The 21756-nt window shown below is 50.7% G+C and carries 17 protein-coding genes and 1 pseudogene; 15 read left to right on the top strand and 3 right to left on the bottom strand.

Features of this window, described 5'->3' with window-relative positions:
* Positions 1-118 precede the first annotated feature (118 nt).
* From KP806_RS12080 to KP806_RS12070, 3 genes are read left to right on the top strand one after another with little or no spacing between them, the layout of a single operon-like run.
* Positions 119-877 (top strand): SDR family oxidoreductase, encoded by a 759-nt coding sequence (locus KP806_RS12080; protein ID WP_397376386.1) that lies wholly within the window; start codon positions 119-121, stop codon positions 875-877.
* Positions 878-892: 15 nt separating this feature from the next.
* The gene (locus KP806_RS12075; RefSeq protein WP_224723861.1) at positions 893-1702 is read left to right on the top strand and encodes an SDR family NAD(P)-dependent oxidoreductase; all 810 of its coding nucleotides are present in this window, start codon (positions 893-895) and stop codon (positions 1700-1702) included.
* Positions 1703-1736: 34 nt separating this feature from the next.
* Entirely contained in the window at positions 1737-4043 is a 2307-nt protein-coding gene (locus tag KP806_RS12070) for a glycoside hydrolase family 2 protein (protein ID WP_224723860.1), read from the top strand.
* A 113-nt stretch (positions 4044-4156) separates the two neighbouring features.
* Here KP806_RS12070 and KP806_RS12065 read toward each other — a convergent pair whose 3' ends face one another.
* Positions 4157-5206 (bottom strand): YheC/YheD family endospore coat-associated protein, encoded by a 1050-nt coding sequence (locus KP806_RS12065; protein ID WP_224723859.1) that lies wholly within the window; start codon positions 5204-5206, stop codon positions 4157-4159.
* Between the two features lie 184 nt (positions 5207-5390).
* Here KP806_RS12065 and KP806_RS27965 point away from each other — a divergent pair.
* From KP806_RS27965 to KP806_RS12030, 7 genes and pseudogenes are all read left to right on the top strand, one after another.
* Positions 5391-5519, top strand: a pseudogene (locus KP806_RS27965) (YncE family protein); the annotation flags it as partial.
* A gap of 108 nt (positions 5520-5627) precedes the next feature.
* Positions 5628-6320, top strand: coding sequence for a YncE family protein (locus KP806_RS12055; protein ID WP_224724029.1), 693 nt, complete (start codon positions 5628-5630; stop codon positions 6318-6320).
* Positions 6321-6548: 228 nt separating this feature from the next.
* On the top strand, positions 6549-7529 hold the full coding sequence (locus KP806_RS12050; protein WP_224723858.1) for an ABC transporter permease: 981 nt from the start codon (positions 6549-6551) through the stop codon (positions 7527-7529).
* A gap of 19 nt (positions 7530-7548) precedes the next feature.
* Positions 7549-8427, top strand: coding sequence for a carbohydrate ABC transporter permease (locus KP806_RS12045; protein WP_224723857.1), 879 nt, complete (start codon positions 7549-7551; stop codon positions 8425-8427).
* Between the two features lie 69 nt (positions 8428-8496).
* Positions 8497-10092: an extracellular solute-binding protein gene (locus KP806_RS12040; protein WP_224723856.1), complete on the top strand. Its 1596-nt coding sequence runs from the start codon at positions 8497-8499 to the stop codon at positions 10090-10092.
* Between the two features lie 96 nt (positions 10093-10188).
* A complete protein-coding gene (locus KP806_RS12035; RefSeq protein ID WP_224723855.1) occupies positions 10189-11928 on the top strand; it encodes a sensor histidine kinase in 1740 nt (579 codons plus the stop codon).
* Positions 11925-12629, top strand: a complete 705-nt coding sequence (locus tag KP806_RS12030; protein WP_224723854.1) for a response regulator transcription factor — start codon at positions 11925-11927, stop codon at positions 12627-12629. Before KP806_RS12035 ends, KP806_RS12030 begins: the two co-directional genes overlap by 4 nt.
* 107 nt (positions 12630-12736) lie before the next feature.
* On the opposite strand, the gene KP806_RS12025 is transcribed toward KP806_RS12030, so the two are convergent.
* Complete coding sequence (locus KP806_RS12025; protein ID WP_224723853.1) at positions 12737-13366, bottom strand: HAD hydrolase-like protein; 630 nt, start codon at positions 13364-13366, stop codon at positions 12737-12739.
* Between the two features lie 110 nt (positions 13367-13476).
* Between KP806_RS12025 and KP806_RS12020 the strand changes: the two genes are divergently transcribed.
* The 5 genes from KP806_RS12020 (at position 13477) to KP806_RS12000 (ending at position 19940) form a co-directional block, all read left to right on the top strand.
* Positions 13477-14604 carry an NAD(P)/FAD-dependent oxidoreductase gene (locus KP806_RS12020; RefSeq protein WP_224723852.1) on the top strand — a complete coding sequence of 376 codons (1128 nt, stop codon included), beginning with the start codon at positions 13477-13479 and terminating at the stop codon, positions 14602-14604.
* 103 nt (positions 14605-14707) lie between these two features.
* Positions 14708-15094: a hypothetical protein gene (locus KP806_RS12015; RefSeq protein ID WP_224723851.1), complete on the top strand. Its 387-nt coding sequence runs from the start codon at positions 14708-14710 to the stop codon at positions 15092-15094.
* A gap of 542 nt (positions 15095-15636) precedes the next feature.
* Positions 15637-17052, top strand: a complete 1416-nt coding sequence (locus tag KP806_RS12010) for an FAD-binding oxidoreductase (RefSeq protein ID WP_224723845.1) — start codon at positions 15637-15639, stop codon at positions 17050-17052.
* Positions 17045-18430 (top strand): (Fe-S)-binding protein, encoded by a 1386-nt coding sequence (locus KP806_RS12005; protein WP_224723842.1) that lies wholly within the window; start codon positions 17045-17047, stop codon positions 18428-18430. Before KP806_RS12010 ends, KP806_RS12005 begins: the two co-directional genes overlap by 8 nt.
* Before the next feature lie 331 nt (positions 18431-18761).
* Positions 18762-19940 (top strand): transglutaminase domain-containing protein, encoded by a 1179-nt coding sequence (locus KP806_RS12000; RefSeq protein WP_224723839.1) that lies wholly within the window; start codon positions 18762-18764, stop codon positions 19938-19940.
* A 399-nt stretch (positions 19941-20339) separates the two neighbouring features.
* Here KP806_RS12000 and KP806_RS11995 read toward each other — a convergent pair whose 3' ends face one another.
* Positions 20340-21497 (bottom strand): conserved virulence factor C family protein, encoded by a 1158-nt coding sequence (locus KP806_RS11995; protein ID WP_224723837.1) that lies wholly within the window; start codon positions 21495-21497, stop codon positions 20340-20342.
* Positions 21498-21756: the final 259 nt, after the last annotated feature.

Here is a 21756-nt window from a genome sequence, read left to right as displayed (position 1 = left end):
GGTGCTGGAATGCTTATATGATAATTAAAGATCACGAGTATCTGGAAGGAGAAAAGCCGGTGATTCCGGCTTTTTCTCACTAAAGATGCGTTGATATCAAAATATGGGGGTATGTGAGATGAAGCTTTCCGGAAAAGTTGCGGTTGTCACAGGGGCGGCGTCAGGAATGGGCAAAGCGATCGCTGAGCTCTTCGCCGCTGAGGGAGCGAAGGTAGTTGTTTCGGATCTGAATGTGGAGAATGCGGGCAAAGTGGTTGAAGGAATTAAGGCGAGCGGCGGAAGCGCCATCGCGGTGGCATCCAATGTCGCGATAGAAGAGGACGTTCAAAGGTTGATCGATACTACGGTACAGGAATTCCGAACGGTGGATATATTGGTCAATAATGCGGGAATTATGGACAACTTCGTACCGGCGGGGGACATGACGGACGAGCTTTGGGAGAAAGTGTTCGCCGTGAACACAACCGGTCCGATGCGGACGACGCGTAAGGTTCTTCCCATCTTCATCGAGAAAAAGCAAGGCGTCATTGTGAATATCGCTTCAGCCGGCGGTTTGTTCGGGTCCCGGGCCGGCGTCGCCTATACCGCTTCGAAGCACGCCGTCATCGGGTTCACCAAGAACGTCGGCTTCCAATATGCGAAGCTCGGCATACGCTGCAACGCCATTGCGCCAGGGGCTGTTGCGACGAATATCGCTTTAACCATGACGGCTCTGAATCCGTTCGGCGCAGAGAGGGCACAAATCGGCATGGGCATTAACCCCGGCTTAGGTAAGCCTGAAGATATCGCGAAGGTCGCATTGTTTCTGGCATCCGACGACTCCGGTTTCGTCAATGGCGCGACGATTACGGCAGATGCAGGCTGGACTGCTTATTAAGAGGGAGGTTTTTTCTTGACGGATTTTTCGAGTGTAAAAGACAAAGTTGCTATTGTAACCGGCGCAGCCGACGGTTTAGGTAAGGCGATTTCGCTGTGTTACGCAGAGAACGGTATGAAAGTCGTTGTTTCGGATATCCAAGCGGAAAAGGGTATGAAGATTGTTGACGAGATAAGATCTAAAGGCGGGGAAGCTTCATTCTATCGAGCTGACGTAAGCAAAGAAGAAGATATGACGGGTCTTGTTGATTTTGCGGTCAAAACGTATGGCCGTTTAGATGGACTTGTGAATAATGCCGGTATCGCCGCTGAAAGCAGACCGACGCATGAGTATTCAACTGCTGAGTTTGACAGATTACTGTCCATTGACTTAAAGGGTGTCTTCATGGGGATGAAGTTTGCCGTCGAGGCGATTCTGAAGTCCAAATCATCCGGCGGATTTATCCTTAATATTGCTTCTTTAGCAGGTGTATTAGGGAACAGCTCTATGGCGATTTACTCTTCGGCCAAGCATGGCGTTGTAGGATTAACCAAGAGTGCAGCACTGGATTATGCGCGATACAACATCACGGTGAATGCGATTTGTCCGGGGACCTTTCGGACGTCGGTTTGGGGACAGGCTCCAGAAGAAGTAATGAAAGAGTACGCAAAGATCTTTTCTCCGAATGGAAGACTTGGCGACCCTGGGGAAGTCGGTTATTTAGCTCTGTTTTTAGCCTCCGATTTGGCACGTTACATTAGCGGTACGGCTATAACGATCGATGCCGGCTCTAGTGCAGGCAAGATTACGCCTACCATATGGTCTCATCCGGAAATTGTCGATTGATTTTTTAATTCAGACAGGGAGAGTGGCTCAACAAATGAAAAGAACTATCGCGATGAATGAGGCTTGGCGATTTATTCGGCAGAATGCAGAACAAGCAGAACATGAAGGGTATAATGACGATCATTGGAATACGGTAGATATTCCCCATACATGGAACGCGATCGACGGTGCTAACGGATATGAATATTACAAAGGCGCTTGCTGGTACAGAAAGGTGTTTACGGTTGAGCCTTCTTACGAGGGGAATAAATTGTTTATGGAGTTCAACGGTTCTAACAGTATTACGGATGTATACGTAAATGGCCGGCATATAGGTCAGCACAAAGGCGGGTACTCCACCTTCAGGTTTGACATTTCAGATGCCGTTAAGTATGGAGCTAATAATGTACTGGCGGTAAAAGTTGACAATACGGTTGTGGATGACGTTTATCCTCAGAAGGCAGACTTTACTTTCTACGGCGGGATTTACCGCGATGTGAATATGATCGTTACGAATCCCGTTCATTTCGATTTGATGGACTATGGTTCAAATGGCGTCTATATCGTTCAGGAAGAGGTATTCAAGGAAAAAGCACGTTTGACCATTAGATCCAGACTTGTTAATGAAAGCAATGAAGAGAAAAAAATTAGACTTTGGGCGGATATTTTTGATGCCGATCATCGAATTGTAACTTACGCCGCTAAGGAAATAGTACTGGCAGCTGGAGAAACCAAAACAGAAGAGATGTCTTGTGGCATTGACAATCCAACTCTATGGCATGGCAGGAAAAATCCTTATTTGTATAGTGCCGCCATTTCCTTGACCAGCTTTAATGACACGATTGATGAAGTATCGATTCCTTTTGGAGTGAGATACTTCCATGTTGATCCCGAACAGGGCTTCTTCTTAAACGGCGAGCATTTGCCTTTGCATGGCGTATCCAGACACCAGGACAGAAAGGATAGGGGCTGGGCCATTACAGAACAAGAGCAAGTCGAAGATATGGAATTTATTAAAGAAATCGGAGCATCATCCATTCGACTGGCCCATTACCAGCATAGCCAATATTTTTATGATTTGTGCGACAAAGAAGGCATGGTGGTATGGGCTGAGATCCCCTTCATTTCGGTCATGTCGCAGAATGAATTGGAAGGGATCAATGCTAAGCAGCAGATGCTCGAATTGATCAAACAAAATTTCAATCATCCTTCAATCATCTTCTGGGGGCTGCAAAATGAAATTCAAATCGGCGGAGAACGACAGGAGGTCAGAAAGCTCGTTAAAGAATTAAACGAATTAACGAAAAAAGAAGACCCCACCAGACTAACGACGATGGCAAATGTTTTATTCGTCAAGGAAGAAGATGAATACAACCGCATGACGGATGTGGTCGGATACAATAAGTATTATGGCTGGTATCACGGCAAGGCGGAGGATTTCGAGCCCTGGCTTGAGAAGTTTCATACGATAAATCCGGATGTGCCGCTATGCATATCCGAATACGGCGTAGAAGGGATTGTACAATACCACAGCGCTAACCCAAAAGTAAAAGACTACACGGAAGAATACCACGCGCTATACCATGAAATCGTTTGGAAAATTTTCGAGAAACGGCCTTTCCTGTGGGCTTCTTATGTATGGAACATGTTTGATTTTGGAGCCAATATCCGAGATGAAGGCGGAGTCAAGGGCAGAAATAATAAGGGTCTTGTCACCTATGACAGAAAGATCAAGAAGGATGCCTTCTATATGTATAAGGCCCATTGGTCGGAGGAGAAATTTGTCCATATCACAAGCAAGCGCTATGTGGATCGGGCAGAGAGCAGCATTCATGTGAAGGTGTATTCCAACTGCAGAGAAGTAACGCTGTACGTTAACGGAAATGAAAGTCAATCGAAAACCAGTGATGATAAAATTTTTATCTTCGAAAACGTATCCCTCGCTGAGGGCATGAATGAAATACGTGCAGTGGCTGCTCATAATAGCGAGCAATATGTTGATATCGCTATATTTAATAAAGTGGAAGCGCCTAATTCAAGCTACGAAGCCCCCGTGGTCGACAAGGGTGAAGAAGTCAACAACTGGTTTCAAGCGCCTGATTTGGATGGAGAAATGACAGAGGAATTACAGATTACGGACGATGTGTTTTCCACCCGCTGCACGTTCAAAGTGCTTTTTGACAATATTGAAGCGGAGGCCGTACTGAATAAGTATTTTGGAGAAGACTATAGAGAGAAACCAACGTATGGCATGACGCAAGGATTTACGATCGATATGCTGGCGGATATGGCGCCGGAATACTTCAATGAAAAGCTGTTATACGCACTCAATAAAGAACTTACAAAAATAAATAAAGTTTAAGCAGCTCCGGCTTCGTCAATAGCGCGACGATTACGGCCGATGCGGCCGGACTGAGCTTAATGGACCTGCCGGATGAAATATCAAGCAGGTCTCTTTTTTATCGACATCGGAATTCAAGTCTGTGACAAATAATAAGCATACTCCAAAGGAAATTTAAATACCGCATCAATCCCGCCGCGTAATCCTCTATTTAGTTTCCAATAAATGGATTTTTGTGGTTTGCCATTGACTTCAATGATCCATATCTCTCCATCTTCATCAATGGCTAAGTCTAGGCCGATTTCCCCCAATAAACCTATCCGTTCGTCTAGTAACTGAGCGATCCTTATACTTAATAGGCTGATCTTTTGGTAGAGTGACTTTTTGTCCGAAGAGGGACGTGACAAGGCTTCGAGTACTTCATCTATATCATGGATGTTCTCGGAGCGATTTGTAATATAAAAGTTATAGGGAGCTACTCGGCTTACCCCTTTTGTAACCTTCCAACAGCCAGTCGCTTCTTTTTGAACGAGTATTCTAAAATCAACAACGCTATCATCTACTCTCGCAAAGTTGATCATTCGTTGAATGACGAACTTTTTATTGGCAACAAGCTGAGCGATTTCCTGGAAGAAGCCGTTTGCGTTATAGGACGCGTACAGAGGCGTGAACGTATCTTCATAAATTTTGAATAGGTGATGCTCTGTCTTTTCAACCATATAGACTTTCTTTCCGTGGAACCCATAGCAAGGCTTAAGAATGAATGGCTTCTCTTCCTGGAGTAATTCCCGAAACCGATCCGGATGATAGACCGATGTCTCGGGCACATATTGCTCAAGATCACTGTTTCTTAGCTCTTGGTATATCTTCCATTTATCTATTTGGGTTACACGATTGAAGCATTTGTTCGGTCCAAGATAGGTTTCCAAACGTTGAATGATTTGTGTTCCTTTTTGATAACAACGGTTATAGACGGCATCGGGAAAGTGAAATATTCGGTATCGCCACATTTTATTTTCCAGGCATAAGCCTCGAATCGTCCTTTTTTTCCAATGAATGTTTTGGGGAGTAAAGGAGAAGAGCCGGACGGAAAGTCTCCCTTTATAGCGTTCATAGGTTTGAAGAATCGGTTTGAGATCTTTTTCATTCGATACCATAATTCCTATCAAAGGGACTTTCTTCATGTATCTAATCACCCGCATTATGCAATAGTAGACTAACAGTTTACGCGGACGAGTCGCTAAGGGTGTGGGACCTATTTGTAAGTCTCTAAAAATAGGTTAATAGCCAAGAGTTATTTGACCTCACGGTTTTAGCCGGACGGAAATACAATGATTAGGCAGCAGACTTTAAACATAATGAAGAGAGGTGTTTGGTTTGGGAGTTCTCCCTGCAAGGGTGCTTGCTTATGTAACCAATCAAGCTGAAAATACAGTTTCGGTCATTGATACGAGAACGGACACGGAGATTCTTCGAATAAGCGTCGGAACGGCGCCAACAGGCCTAGCCCTGGCTCCTAATCAGAGAAGATTGTATGTGGCTAACAGCGGTGATGGCACGATCTCCGTAATTAACACTTTAACGAACAGGGAGATCCTCCCGCGAATGAATTTCTTGTCGTCAGGTATGAGTGTCTCGCCTGATGGCGAACGTTTGTATGTGACCAATTCGGAAGAAGGCACAGTATCCGTTATTAATACGGATACCAATACCCAAATGGGTCAACCCATTCCGGTTGGGTTAAATCCTACTAGTATTTTCATATCGCCGGACGGTACAAGAGGTTATGTCGCAAATTCGGGTGAAAATTCGGTGTCCGTGCTCGATTTAACGGCGAACAATGAAATTGCACGTATCACGGTCGGGAGTTCCCCCGCAGCGGCGACAATAAACCCTAGACGTGCCAGGGTATATGTAACAAATGTGCAAAGTAACAATCTGTCGGTTATTAATACGGACACAAATACTGAAATCCTCCCGCGTATTCCAGTCGGGACAAACCCGATTGTCGCGATCTTCACGTCTAATGGAGACAGAGCCTATGTGACGAACTCACAGAGTAACAATTTATCCGTCATCGATACAGCGCTGAACGCGGAAATTTCCCCTCGCATTCCAGTGGGAGTCCGGCCGTTTACGCTTGCATTTACTCCGGATGGCAGACGAGCGTACGTGACCAACCAGGGAGAGAACACGGTCTCCGTCGTTGACACTATAAGAAATGTGGAACTCCCTAGACGAATTCCGGTTGGTAATGGACCTTTTAGCATTGTTGTGGCAAGGATTCCGAATAGGTAGCTCATGCCATAGTCGGTATACTAACGGAACGAACCGCTACAGGATCGGCACTTTTAATGCTTAACATGGCTCAGCCAATGTTAAGCATTTTTTTGTGAAAATGCGAGAGCTTTAACTGATCTCAACGCGGCGTTCCGGCTGCCTTAAAAAATGACAACGCTTTCTTAAGAATGTAATCTATCTAGCACATTGAAGAGATAGTAAGATGAATACAAAGGAGGACGGCACATGAACCTGAATACAGAAGCGTCATTGCAGTTAAAAGCAAACCGTCAGCACCAACTTTGGAAGCGTTTTAAAAAACAGACCGTGCTTCATTTATTTGTGGGATTGGGCATGTTATTCCTGCTTATATTTGCTTACACGCCGATGTTCGGAATCGTGATGGCTTTCAAAGATTACACGATTGTGACCGGTATCAAGGGGATTTTTACGAGCGATTGGGTAGGGCTCCAATACTTTAATGAATTTGTCGATGATTACCGCTTCGGTGAAATAGTTCGGAATACGCTCGTTCTAAGCTTTCTAAAAGTGATCTTCGCGTTTCCGGCGCCCATCCTGTTCGCGATTTTGTTGAATGAAGTGAGACATCTGGCATTCAAACGTTTTGTCCAAACGGTTAGTTACCTGCCCCATTTCATATCTTGGGTCGTCGTAGTCGGAATCGCGTTCTCCTTCCTCTCGGCGGATATCGGAATATTGAACAAGCTGATGGTCAAAATCGGGCTTATTGACAAGCCGCTCGATTTCCTGACGAGCGCCAATTACTTCTGGGGACTTGCCGTCGGCAGCGCCGTGTGGAAGGAAATGGGCTGGTGGACGATTATTTTTCTGGCTGCGATCGCAGGCATTAATCCGGCGCTTTACGAGGCGGCACAAATCGACGGCGCAGGCAGGCTGTCCAGAATTTGGCATGTTACGCTTCCAGGCATTAAAGGTACGATTGTAGTCGTGCTGATCCTGACGATCGGCAGCATTCTTGGCGGGGGCCTGGTAGGCTCCAACTTCGAGCAGGCGTACCTGCTGGGCAACGATGTCAACAACTCGACGTCGGAAATCGTCCAAACCTATGCGTTTAAGGTCGGGCTTGCTGATGGCAGATTTTCCTACGCCGCTGCTATCGACCTGATCCAGTCGGTTATTTCCGTATTGCTGATCTTCTCCAGCAATTACATCGCGAAGAGAGCTTCAGGCTCGAGCCTATTCTGAAGACAGGGAGGGCAGTCAATTGCCGACTAATCAAAAACAAAAGGATCTGCTGCTGGACAGCATCGTATACGCGTTATTGTTCTGCATCATGCTCTCGACTTTATATCCGTTCTACTACGTCCTCGTCGTTTCGTTCAACCAAGGCAAGGACTCCTTGCTCGGCGGCATTTATTTTTGGCCCAGAACTTTCACGCTGGAAAATTACGCCACGTTTCTTACCGATGCGAAATGGTACAACTCGCTGCTCATTACCGTTGCCCGCACCGGCGTCGGAACGCTCCTCGGCGTCCTGTTCACCTGTCTCGTCGCTTACGGATTGTCGCATAGGGATCTGCTATTCAGAAAAGTTTACTTTACCGTCATTGTGTTCGCCATGTACTTTTCGGGCGGATTGATCCCTTATTACGTCGTGCTGCGGTCGCTAGGACTATTAAATACCTTCGGCGTTTATGTGATTCCATCGATGCTCAGCACCTTCTTCCTGTTGATCGCCATATCCTTTTTTCGCGAAATTCCAATAGAGCTGAAGGAATCCGCCTATATGGACGGAGCTAATGAATTTGTGATTTTCTATAAAATCATTCTTCCGGTCTCCACCCCGCTTCTTGCAACAATGGCGCTGTTTCTCGGGGTAGGGCAATGGAACGCGTGGCTCGATTCGGCTTATTTCGTACAATCCGACGCTCTAAGGACGCTGACCTTCCGAATGATGGAAATCATCAACAAGAGCAACATCCCGATCGAGTCTGTCGGTGCGGCGGCCAGCGCGACGGGCGTCACGAATTATTCGCTGCAGGTGACGTCGATGGTCGTTTCGATTGCTCCGGTCGTTTGCGTGTATCCTTTCTTGCAGAAGTATTTCGTCCAAGGGATTATGCTGGGGTCGGTAAAAGGCTAGCTAAACGTGACTTTCAATATTGAAGCAGCTGCTTTGATATAATTTCAAACAACATGGAGGGGTTTTTAGATGCGGAGTCAACTTTCAAAAATGCTGATGCTGTCGCTTTCCTTCGTCATGATCATTGCCGTTTTGACCGCATGCAGCGGCGGCAATAGCTCCGGAGACAGCTCCGCTGACGGTGCCGACACGGGCGGCAGCACAAGCGCCAATGCGTCGGACGAGCCCGCTGCCGGCAGCCAGGATGTCGAAGAGCTCACGTTGTTCATTAACCACAGCTGGTATCCGGTCAAGGAATGGAAAGGGGCGGTGGCCGATAAAATCACGGAGAAAACCGGCGTTAAGCTCAAGGTTACCGTAGCGACCGACGATAAGCAGCTGCCGCTTATGATCGCATCCGGCGATTTGCCCGATCTGATCTTTACGGCCTCCGATATCGACCGGCTCTCCAATTCCAACATTTCGTATTCGTGGAACGAGCTGATCGAGAAATATGCACCTGATTTTAAAATCGATCCTACGAGAACCGCGATCAATACGATGGACGACGGCAATTTCTACACCATTCGTAATGCGTTCGCGACTCAGCAGGAATGGGAAACGAATCAGTATGCGCTTGGCAATGACGGCAATCCTGGCATAGCTTTGCGCGAGGATATTATGAAAGAGCTTGGCAACCCCGAACTGAAAACGCTGGACGATTTTGTAAAGCTGCTGGGAATGGTGAAGGAGAAGCATCCTGATCTGGTTCCCCTTGTCATGGATAAAAACTGGATCGAATCTTATTTCATGACACAGTACGGCATCGAAGCCGGCTTTGGGTCCTGGTATGAAAAAGACGGGAAGGTAGAGTATTACCTTAAACATCCTAAAATGCTTGACTTCTTCAAATTTATGAACGGCCTTTACCGCAACGGCTATATTCTGGCGGAAAATTTCGCGCACGCCAACGATCAAATCGACGATGAATACGCGGTCGGCGGAAAAGCCTTTGCGCATAGCCACACCGTTAGCGTTGCGGAACGCGACAACATCTCCGCCAAGCAAACCGGCGCCGCATATACCTTTAAGATGATGCCGAGCGCGCTGTCGGAAGAAGCAGTGCGCGTTAGCACCGGGGTAGGCTGGTCCGGGACATTTATTACGAAAAACAACAAAAATCCCGAGAAATCCATCAAGCTGCTGCAGTTCCTTGCCAGCGAAGAAGGAAAGCAGCTTACGATGTTCGGCGTCGAGGGCGAGCATTGGACATGGAACGAGGAAGGATACCCGAATCTGAAATACAACACGGCTGACTCCGATTTCGTCAACAGCAACGGCATTAAGTGGTGGTTCCTTTATTCGGACGCCATTGTAGAGGGACTTTGGGGATATGTACCGGGCACGCAAACGACCCAGGCTTTGCTGGAGACGAAGGCGATCACGACGTACAAGCCTGAAATCGGCATGATCCAGGTCAAGGCGGATTCCGCAGAAAAAACGATCAAAACAAAGCTCGACGAGATGGTGACCAACGAGAAGGTGAAAATCTATCTCGCAAAATCCGAGGAAGAAGCCGTCCAGAACTATGAAACCATGATGAAGAACGCCGAGAAGATCGGGCTTGAAAAGCTCGACGAGTGGGCCAACAAAACGTATCAGGAGAAACAGGCATTGTTTAAGTAACAGGAAAAATCCGGTAGGGCTTGCCCCTACCGGATTTTGCGGGCTCATGATACCCTAAGAAGAAACGGATAAGGAACTACTCAGGGGGGGGCGGCCATGAGCATAGTCAGGAAGATCATACTGGGATACGTAGTGATCGTTTTCATTCCTGTGATTGCATTCGGGATCTATTATTACAATCAGATTTACGGAAGCTTGACACAGCAATTTGTAGGCGGGCGCCAAAAGATACTTGAGCAAGCTTATTCAAACTTGCGGGCGGATATGGTCCGAATTGAATCGGTGCATAGACTGCTGCAGTACAATCCCTATGTAACCGATTACTTGGATGGCATGTACCAAACGGACTCGGATAGTGTCTACGCCCATATTAGATACATCAGCCCGTTATTCACGCAAACGATGTTCGCCAACCCCGAGATCGAATCCGTGATGATCTACAAGCTAAAGGATGAAGTATTTCCGATCACGAAGCAGTTCCTGGATCGATCCGAGCTTGCTCCGGAATTGCGGCCGGCCGTCGAACACCTGAGGCCGGGCAAGGGGGTCTGGATTCGGCGGGAGGAGGGGCTGAGCAAGCCTTCCTTTGTGTATTATCAGGATATTTATAACAGCCTGTTTACGGAAAAAATAGGCTTGCTCGAAATTCGGGTCAGCCATGAACCGATAAGGAAGTTCTTTGAGGCGGCCGGCGCCGGAAACGACTGGAGTGCCTTGCTGTTCTCGGAGCAAGGGGAATTGCTGTTCACCACAGGCCGGAGCCCCGCTGCCGATAACCGCGCGCTGATGAAGGAGATTGAAGAGCGGGATGCCGACGGTTATTTTATTACCCGGGAGTCCATCGTCAATCAATTGCATATCGGGGAATTGGGTGTCCGGGTCGTGGTTACCGGCCTGGTTGAGGATGTGTTTCAAACGGTAAAGCGCGAGAAATATATTCTGATCGGCGCGATTGCCGTTCTTCTTATCGTGCTGTCGGTCGTCTATTATTATTTCGCATCCGCGATCGCCAAACGGATACTGCGATTGGCACGGCATATGAGGTCGGTTCGCGACGATAACCTGAAGGTATTGGTCAACCGGCAGGATAACCAGGATGAGATCGGGTTTCTTACTTCAACCTATAATGCGATGATCCAGCGTATGGATGAGCTGATCAACAATGTCCATCGCGCCGAAATCCGAAATAAAGAAGCGGCCTATAAGGTGCTTCAGGCACAGATCAAACCGCATTTTCTGTACAATACGCTTGAAACGATCCGTATGCTGGCGGAAGCGAACGACGACCACGAGGTCGCCGACATTTCCTATTGGTTCGGCCGTCTCATGAGGTACAGTCTGTCTTCCCAGAAGGACGTTACCGTTCTAAGCAGCGAAATTGAAATGGTCATGTTTTATTTAAACATCCACAAGATGAGGCTCAGGGACCGGCTCGACTTCCAGTTTGAGATTTTGCTAGAGACCGACAAAATGGAGTGCCCACGATTTCTGCTTCAGCCGCTAATCGAGAATAGCGTCATTCACGGAATTTCGGTCCTTCGGCCGGTTCGGATCAAGCTGCTCGTCGAAAAGAAGGACGAATATGTCCGCATCGTCATCGAAGACAATGGAGCAGGCATTCCTCCGGAGAAGCTTCAAGGCATTCAATCGCTGCTGGCGCGCGGAACCGATGTGCTGCCGTCCGGCTCGGATGAGGGAGGGCTTGGGCTGTTCAACGTAAGCGAGCGGATCAAAGCATTCTACGGAGGAGAGTCCCGTCTTGAGCTCGAAAGCGAGAAGGGGAAAGGCACAACATTGACCCTATATCTGCTTGGAAAGGGGGAAGCTGCGTCATGAAGGTGCTGGTAGTGGACGACGAACCGTTGATTCTGCAGGGACTCGTTAAAATCGTGAAGGAAGGAGCCCCCGCCCATACGGAGGTCATATCGGGCAATAATGCATACGAGGCGCTGGATTTAATGAAAAGCTTTATGCCTGACGTTACCGTGACCGATCTCAATATGCCCGAGAAAAACGGGTTCGAATTGATCGAGGAAGCGAAACGGGACGAGTTATGCCAGCGGTTTATTATTTTGACCGGTTATGACGATTTCGAATTTGCGCGCAAAGCCTTACGGGCAGGCGTTGTGGATTACTTGCTTAAACCGATCAACAAGGACGAGATTTCGGTACTCCTGCACCGGATCGCCGGGGAGCTTCCCTGTGAGGCCGATTCCGATTACTGTCGCCATACGGCGAAGCTTCTAGGCTACATCGAAACGAATTTCACGCAGGATCTGTCGTTGGACATGCTCGCTGACTACATGAATATGCATCCCAACTATATCAGCAGCCTGTTCAAGAAAGAAACCGGTGCGACCTTTATCCATTACTTGAATGAACTCCGGATTAACGAGGCGAAGAAGCTGCTTGCCGAGCACCGTCAGATTCCGGTCAATATGATCGGAAGCAAGGTTGGTTATGAAAATCGCCATTATTTCAATAAAGTGTTTAAGAAGTACACGGGAGTTACTCCTGGCCAATATCGGGAGGGCTAAATGGGAGGATCGCTTGACAAAAAATCGTGAATCCTAGCAAGAAAAGGCTGTGCCAAACGGGTTATCCGAGCACGGCCGTTTCTTGTTTTTTATTCTATCGCCGTTTGTTACCGAAAACCCAGTATCTCTACAATTTCATGAGGTTTATTTGCAACAAAATCCGGCTTCGCGTTTTGTAGCAGCTCCTTTGAATCAAATCCCCAGGTTACGGCAATCATTTTGATGCCCGCCCGTTTGCAGGCCTCGATATCCCTTAATTCATCTCCGACGTATATCAGCTCTTCTTTCGAAAAACGATGTAATTTAATGTAGCGGTCAATCAACCGGTGCTTGCCGAAAAGATGGCGTCCGCTAAATACGGACCCAATGGAGCCGGAAAAATGATTCGATTCTATAAAGGCCTCAATCGTATCGGCACGATTGGAAGAAATAATGTCGGGCTTCAGGCCTTTATCCGATAATGTCATTAAGAGCTCGGAAATTCCTTCCACAGCAAATAAAGTATGTACTTTCCTTTTATAGATCTTCTTAAAATCGAATATTAGCTTCGGCAAATGAACAGCCGGGATGTTTAGTTCTTTCATCCGATCCGGTATACTTAACGAGCTAAGCAACGATACCTTTTGCCGTTCGATAGGTTTATAACCTCCGGTTTCGGCTAATTCGTTGTAGATATCGATCGCCAGCTGCTTGCTGTCTGCCATCGTTCCGTCAAAATCGAATATAAGTTGTACCATTGTCGTTTCACCTCTTCCTTCACAAATTTATTTCAATTGCAGCAGGTTGTAAATACGGAAATTTCAAGCTCGCAATTATAGATATCAGGAATTAAGAAAGGAATGGAGTCATGAAAAAATGTATCGTCGTCGGATCAGGAATACTGGGGGCTTCAACTGCGTATCACTTAGCAAAAATGGGAGCCGATGTCCTGGTCATCGACCGCAAAGATAAGGGACAGGCTACGGACGCCGCGGCCGGCATCATCTGCCCCTGGCTGTCGCAGCGGCGCAATCAGGCTTGGTACCGGCTCGCTAAGGCCGGTGCGCGTTTTTACCCCGGGCTGATTGAAGAGCTGCAAAGAGAAGGAGAAACGGAAACCGGCTATACAAAGGTTGGCGCCTTGAGTATCCATCAAGATTCGGAGAAAATTGGAAAAATAGAGGAACGGGCACACTCCCGGAAATCGGAAGCACCGGAAATCGGCGGCATTACCAGGCTTACGGATCAAGAAACCCGCGAGTTTTTTCCGTTATTGGAAGAGGGGTATCATGCCGTCCGGATTGGCGGTGCCGCCCGTGTAGACGGCCGCGCGCTGCGCGACGCGCTGATCCGGTCCGCGCAAAGAAACGGGGCCGTGTTAATCCATGGGGATGCAGCGCTTACGTACCAGTCGAACCGAGTAACTGGAGTTTCTGTCGGCGAAAAACGCTATACGGCTGATACTGCCATTGTTTGTGCAGGCGCTTGGGCAGGTCAATTGCTGCAGCCTTTAGGAATTCGCTTTAACGTAGGTTTTCAAAAAGCGCAAATCATGCATTTGCAGGTTCATGACTCCTATGACACAGAGAACTGGCCTGTCATTATGCCGCCTTCCGATCAATATTTGCTGGCTTTCGGCAAACAGAGGATCGTTATAGGGGCGACTCACGAAAACGGTATCGAAGAGAACGATACAAAAATTACGGCAGGCGGAATGCAGGAAATTTTGAATAAAGGGTTAGCTTTGGCGCCTGGTTTAGCCGACAGCACGTTTCGAGAGGTCAGGGTAGGTTTTCGCCCGTTTACGCCCGGTTTTCTGCCGGTGATCGGCACTGTCCCGGGCTGGGATGGCCTGATGGCAGCCAACGGGCTCGGAGCGTCGGGATTGACGATGGGCCCTTTTATCGGAAGTCAGTTGGCCAAATTGGCTCTGGACATGAAATTGGATATCGATACGAACGATTACGACCTTCGGACTGCGATAGATATCAATTAATCTAAGAAACCGGCCGTTTGCCCATACGGACGCTAGGATGAACGCATAGGATAAAGAGAGAGCTATTAAGTTCAGATCATACTAGTATAGAAGGGAAGCGGCAGTGATCAAAACGAAGCCCTTGCTTATTAAAAACGTATCCAAATCGGCCGGGTCCATCGAGTCATCCGGGCAAAGTTCCGAGCAAAGCTCAGAGCAAAGCTCAGAGCACCGCTCCGCTCATCGAAGCTCAAGCTCGGCCGGCACAAGAGCCATGGAAAGGTCCGTGCACCGTTCGTTGACGGAGGCTTCCAGCTCGCCCGACATCGGCAGCTTCATCTCCCGATTGGGAGGAATCGACGGCATTACGAAAACGATCGTCACGCTTCAAAAGCTGATTCAAGCCGTAACGCCGCTCCTTCCGCTAATCGGCCTTCGTCCGAACGGGGAGCAGAACAGCAGGAAGACAAAAGCTTCGTCCAAAACCAAACAGAGAAGAAAACGCAAATAAAAGGTGCGAAGATTGCAGAGATCCCGCAGAAAGGCCGGGTCGGACGCAATCTTTTTATTTTGCCGATCACAGGCAGTGTTAAATATTTCATAGAGGATGACAATCCGCACAATCCGATAGATTCATAGATTCATATGTTAATAGAGGAACGGCAAGCAGACAACTGCAGCCGAACCTTTAAAAGAGGATCCGAAGCTTTAAGGGGGGGTGTTCGTAATGGCTTATGGCGACTGGTTTGGCATCATATTGGTTATTTTTATTTTGGTGGTTCTCGTTTTAGTTTCCGGGCTTTTAAATACGGATGAATGAATGTAATACAGTATTCGTTTGGTATTGGAAGCGGCAAATTTTGTGAACGGAAAGGCCTGTCCGCAAAATGGTTTGCGAATAGGCCTGTTTTCTTGCAATACATACATATGTGCAGCCTTGAAAGGCCGATCGAAGCGCAGCCGCTTGAGATAGGACTATACAACAATACCCGGGATCGCCTATAATAAGCAAAAAGTCATCAGATGACCTGATTAATATGAGGAGGACGTAAGATGCTGGATACACAATTAATCGGCCGGCTGCGGGCGATTGTGGGGGACGGCCATTTCAGGGACGATCGGGAGGCGCTGGTCGCGCATTCGTATGACGGAACCCCGATGCTTCAAAGCTTGCCGGACGGCGTCATCTATCCCGGAAGTACGGAGCAGGTTTCCGAAATTATGAAAGCGCTGGCGGAGTATCGCGTGCCAGTCGTGTCCCGCGGCTCCGGCTCGAACCTATGCGGCGGAACCGTTCCTGCGCACGGCGGAGTCGTGATGGTGATGCACCGGATGAACCGGATTCTGGAGGTCGATCAGGAAAATTTGACAGCAACCGTGCAGACCGGCATCGTCACGGCCGCATTCACGGCCCATATCGAATCGCTAGGCCTGTTCTATCCGCCCGATCCGAGCAGTATGAAGATTTCCACGATCGGCGGCAATATTGCGGAATGCTCGGGCGGCCTGCGCGGGCTGAAATACGGTACGACCAAGGATTATGTGATCGGTCTTGAAGCGGTGCTGGCCAGCGGTGAAATTATCCGGACCGGCGGGAAGCTGATGAAGGACGTTGCCGGCTATGACCTGACCAAGCTGCTGGTCGGATCGGAGGGGACGCTGGCCATCATAACCGAGGCGACCTTGAAGCTGATCCCTCCGCCGGCAAGCAAAAAGACGATGCTGGCGATGTTCAGGGATCTTTACGGGGCGGCCAGAACGGTGTCGCGGATTATCGAGGCGAGGATCATTCCGGCAACGCTGGAGTTTATGGACAATCCGACGATCCGTGTCGTTGACGACTTCGCCAAGCTTGGCCTGCCGCGCGATATGGAGGCGATCCTTCTGATCGAGCAGGACGGCGACCCGGAAACGGTGGAGCGCGATATCGAGCGGATCCGGGAAATATGCGGGCTGGAGCTTGCGGACCGGATCGAGGTGGCGGAAACCCGGGAGCAGGCGGAGAAGCTGCTAACGGCCAGACGCAGCGCGTTCACGGCGCTTGCCCGGCTTCGCCCGACGACCATTTTGGAGGATGCGACCGTTCCCCGGTCCAAGATCGCGGATATGGTGCTGCGCATTAATGAAATCGCTCATAAGTACAACGTTTCGATCGCAACCTTCGGCCATGCAGGCGATGGCAATCTGCACCCTACGGCGACGACCGATGCGAGGGACAGCGAGGAAATTCACCGCGTCGAGCAGGCGTTCGAGGACATTTTTGCGGCGGCAATCGAGCTTGGCGGAACGATAACGGGAGAGCATGGCGTCGGACTGGTGAAGGCCCCGTTTCTGGAGTGGAAGATCGGAAAGGCGGGCATGGAGGTCATGCGCGGCATTAAACTGGCATTCGATCCGCACAACCTCCTCAATCCGGGCAAAATCTTTGCCAATGAAACGAGAAAAAGGGTGGTGATCGACCGTGGCTAATGCGAATACTGCGGAGCTTCCGCAGAAGCAGCCGGCCGCAGCAAGCGGAAATCCGCTCGCCAGGACGCTGCAGGCGAAGCTGGACTACGATCAATTGACGAATTGCATGCGCTGCGGCTTTTGTCTGCCTGCGTGTCCGACCTTCCGGGAAACCGGGATTGAGCCCGAATCGCCGCGCGGCCGGATCGCGCTCATGAAAGCGGTGGCTGACGGCTTGATGGAGCCGGATCAGGCTTTTAACGATCAAATGAACCATTGCCTCGGCTGCAGAGCTTGTGAACCGGCCTGTCCCGCGGACGTCAAATACGGGCAGCTGATCGAGCAGGCCCGCGACGCCATCGAGGATCACGCGGATCGCGGAATTCCCGTAACGGGCATGCGCAAGCTGTTCTTCAAAGGCATATTCCCGCATCGCAGCCGGCTGCGGCTGCTGGGCGGAACGCTTGCCGCCTACCGGAAATCAGGCCTTCGGCGAATCGTCAGAGGAAGCGGCCTGATGCGTTTGTTTCCTAAGCATTTGCGCGAAATGGAGAGCATTTTGCCGGACGCGACTGCAAAAGGGGTCGTCGAGACGCTCGGCACCGTTTATCCAGCCAAAGGGGAGCCAATTGCCCGAGTTGCACTGTTCCGCGGCTGCCTGATGGACGTGATGTTCGCGGGAACGAACGTCAATACCGTAAAGCTGCTGTCGGAAGCGGGGTTCGAGGTCGTCATCCCGGACAATCAGGCTTGCTGCGGAGCCCTTCATGCCCATGCCGGGGAGATGGCAGCGGCCAGGGAGCTTGCCCGGGTGAACCTGCAAGCGTTCGCGGATGCCGGAATCGAATACATCGTCTCCAATGCCGGAGGCTGCGGCGCGATGCTTGCGGAATACGACCATCTTCTGCATGAGGATCAGCCGCTTCGGGGCGACGCGGAGCGGTTTGCCGCCCGCGTGATCGACGTCAGCAAGCTGCTGGTCGACCGGGGGCGGCTGCCCGCTTTCGCAGAACCGGGAAATAAGGGGCAGGAGCAGGTGACGATTACCTATCAGGACTCCTGCCATCTCCGCAACGTGATGAAAAGTCCGGACGCCCCGAGGCAGTTAATGAAGCGGGTCGCGAACGTCGGCTTCGCCGAGATGAAGGAAGCGGACCGGTGCTGCGGCTCGGCAGGCATCTATAACGTAACGCAGCCCGAGATGGCCGGACAAATTTTGGAGAGCAAAATGGAGCACGCGGTCGCGACCGGAGCCCGGTATTTGCTGACCAGCAATCCGGGCTGCCTGCTGCAAATGAAGCTCGGCGCCGCAAAGCACGGGGGCGACTCTCCGATGGAGGTACAGCACGTCGTAGATTTCCTGTATGAAAGAGCGGTACGGACCGAGAAGCATAGTTGAACCGCTAAAGCTTCCCTGCAGGCCTTAAGGCCTGCGGAGGGGGCTTTTTTAAATATAAGAATTTCATCGCGAAACGGGGTGGTATGAAGGGGCTGTTGCGCACATATGATGGAAACGATACGACCATAGCTCTAAAGGACGGTACAGAACCGGACTGCAGCTAACGGTTCGTGTATAGCAGCAGCCGTTCACGCTTGCGCGAAGATAAAAATTGCATTAACGTATTAGGATATAAGAATCAGGTCGAAAATAGAGAATAAACAAGCCGGCCCGGTTTCCCGTCAGCCAGCCTTATCTTTAATGCCGCTCACCAACCGTTTAGGGGGTTCCTATGAATAAAGCGATTTCGAAGCTTCTCATTATGGCCGTTATCATTTTGGCAGTGGTTAGTCTTGATTTGAAGATTAACTTGTTTCCATCTGCCACGGTATCGAATGAGGAGGCGGCCATGCGGCAGACGGATGAGCTGGAAAGGCTGGAGCTGGAAATCGCGGAACATTTCAAGGCGAGATCCGAGCATTTTTCCGTCTCGTATACGGGAGACAAGCAGGAGCTTTCCGATAAAATGACGGAAATCGTCCGTGCGGCGCTCGGGCATGACGATTATACGGCCTATATACTCGAATCCTATATCTACACGATCCGAAGCTGGGGTAACCGGTCGACGATCGCCATTGAGGCGAGATACCGGGAATCGCTCGAGCAGACCGCGGCAGTCGACCGCGAGGCGGCAAAAGCGCTGGCGGCGATCATCGAGCCGGGGATGAACGATCATGAGAAGGTGAAAGCGATTCATGATTGGATCGTCACGAACGTGGAATACGACCAGTCGCTGACACGCTATACCGCTTATGATGCGGTTACGTCCGGGAAGGCGGTTTGCCAGGGGTATTCGCTGTTAGGCTACAAAATGCTTAAGGAGTCTGGGATTCCGGTGCTCATTGCCGAAGGTACGGTGAATACGGGCGAGCATGCGTGGAATATGGTGCAGCTGGACGGCAAATGGTACCATCTGGATTTGACGTGGGACGATCCGGTCACGAAGACGGATTCTGCCGGAGGGGCGGCCGCACCCGTGTCGAAATCGACCGACAATGTGGTCCGCTACAACTATTATTTGAAGACGGACGAGGAACTTAGGACCGATCATGGGTGGACCAAAACGTATCCCGCTGCGGACACCGTTTATGCCGATGTTATCCGCGAGCTGGAGCAGCAGGGGGAGAAGGCGGAGCGCGAACGCTTCGGCAAGTTGAAGCTGGCGTTAGGCCTGCACTGGCTGGAGCCGGAGTATACGGTCTCGGATGCGGAGCAGCTGCGGACGCTCATCGCATCGGCGCTTAAGTCCCGCGCTTCAAGCCTCGAGTTCAGATACGTGGAGGGCGATCGGTTTCCGGAGGCGCTGAAAGCCGCCTTCCGGGATGTCAGCGTCGCAGCCGGCTACCGCGCCAGCTATGAGCCGTTTGGCAGCGATGACTCGCTGCTCGTTCGCATTCAGCTGGAGTATTAGCTAGCAAGTCGAGTTCCTTGTCACCGCTCAGGCATGGCATAGACGCAACAAAGGAGGCGCCGGGCAGCGCCTCCTTTTTTTTAGGCTGACTTATTCTAATGGACAAAAATGTCGCTTACACAGCGTACTATGCTATTGTTCCGTTCTATGGTTAACATAGAACTTTAAAGCGAGTCCTATTAAAGAAACGCCGCTTCAAAGCGACCCAAGCTCATCTGGTGTCCATTAGCCGATCGACCTCGCCTGCTCATTAGTTACTCTATGAGTTGTCTATGTCCGTTAATAGACACTGCATTACCGACCGCGCGTTGGACAACACTCCGGTTATGCCGCCAGCATCCGTACAGGGGACATGACTCCAGTCCTGCAAACCGAATTCGTGCAATGGACAACACTCCGTCATTGCCCCTCGCCCTTACGCGCGGCGGTCATCTGCTGCCAGACGGAGCCGGCAGCCTCCTCGCCGCGTTCGATCCGCTCGAGCGCCATCTGGGCCTGCAGCCGGATTTCAAACTCGCTGTCCCGGGCCGCTTCGCGCAGCGCCTCGACGGACGATTCGTCGCCCGCTTCGTACAGGAAGCGGGCCGCGCGCCACCGGACCAGCTTGTTCTTATCGCGCAGCGCCTCGATCATCGGGCCGACGGCAGCCGGGTCGCCCAGATCGGACAACGTGTCGCCGGCGGTGCGCCTTACCGAAGCCGAAGGATCGCGCAGGGCGGTGAACAGTTGCGGCAGCGCCTCCGGCGAACGCAGGTCGCCCAAATAGACGACGGCCAGCCTCCGGATCGAGCTGTTATCGTCCCGCAGCGCCTCTGCCAGAAGCGGGATGCCCTCGAGCGTTGCGGTATATCTCTCCAAAGCCGCATACCGCGTCTGCCAATCGGCCGAGCGGAACTGCTCCGTCGCCTCCTCCAGCGTAAGCGGCGCTGGCCGGTAGGCCGGCTGTGCACCATCCTCAGGCACCGATGCGCCTTGCTTAATCGACGCCTCGACGAGGGCGGAGAGCCTTTCGTCCGTATACGAAGCTTCCAGCTCCCTGACGATTTCCGCCGCTATTTCCTCCGGCTCGCCGTAGCGAACGCCGAATTCCTCCAGCCTGCGCTCCCGGATCATGCCCCCGCCGGCCGCTTTTGACACGGCATCGCCGAATTGCTGCGGCAGCGCGGAACGGACCTCGCCGTCGCCCATCCTGACGCGCACCTGCATCGGGATGCCCCTGTACATCTGGACAAGCACCTGCGCTTCGCCATAACCGGCGGAAGGATCCGCCTTGTCCGCGCCTTGCCCGCCATCCGTTTCTTCCTTCTGCAGCAGCTGTCCGGCCTCCGCCAAAATCGCAGCCCAATCCGCGCCGGGCTTCCGGTCAAGCGCAATGAAATCGGCCGTTCGGAACAAGCTGCGCACCCCGTTAATCTGCAGCAGCTTCTGCAGCAGCTCCGGCGCGTCGCCGGCTTCCCCGGCTTTGTATGTCATTCTGCGGCCCCGCGGCAGCGTTTCGTCGACGTTCAGCTTCATCGAGTTCGGGCTCGGCGTCGGTTCTATCGATATGAGCTTCATTTGGAAAGCCTCCTCATTAGTGATAACCGTTTAATCGGCACGGCTTCTGCTTAGCTTGAAATATAAGAATTTATAAGTTCGAACTTATAAATGACTTCTATTTCATCGCGAAACGAGCTTTTACCATAAGCAGGCACAGAACCGAGCTGCGCAAAGATGCAGCTAACGGTTCGTGCGTAGCGCCAGCCGTTTACGCTGGAGCCATGTTTGTGTAAAAAAGCTTATATAGAAAGTTTACCGCATTTGACGGAAGGATGCG

Origin of the sequence: Paenibacillus vietnamensis (genome assembly GCF_020169515.1) — a bacterium.
Taxonomy (GTDB): Bacteria; Bacillota; Bacilli; order Paenibacillales; family Paenibacillaceae; genus Pristimantibacillus; species Pristimantibacillus vietnamensis.
Note: the sequence above shows the minus strand (reverse complement) of the source record. Positions and strands in the feature narration are given on the sequence as shown.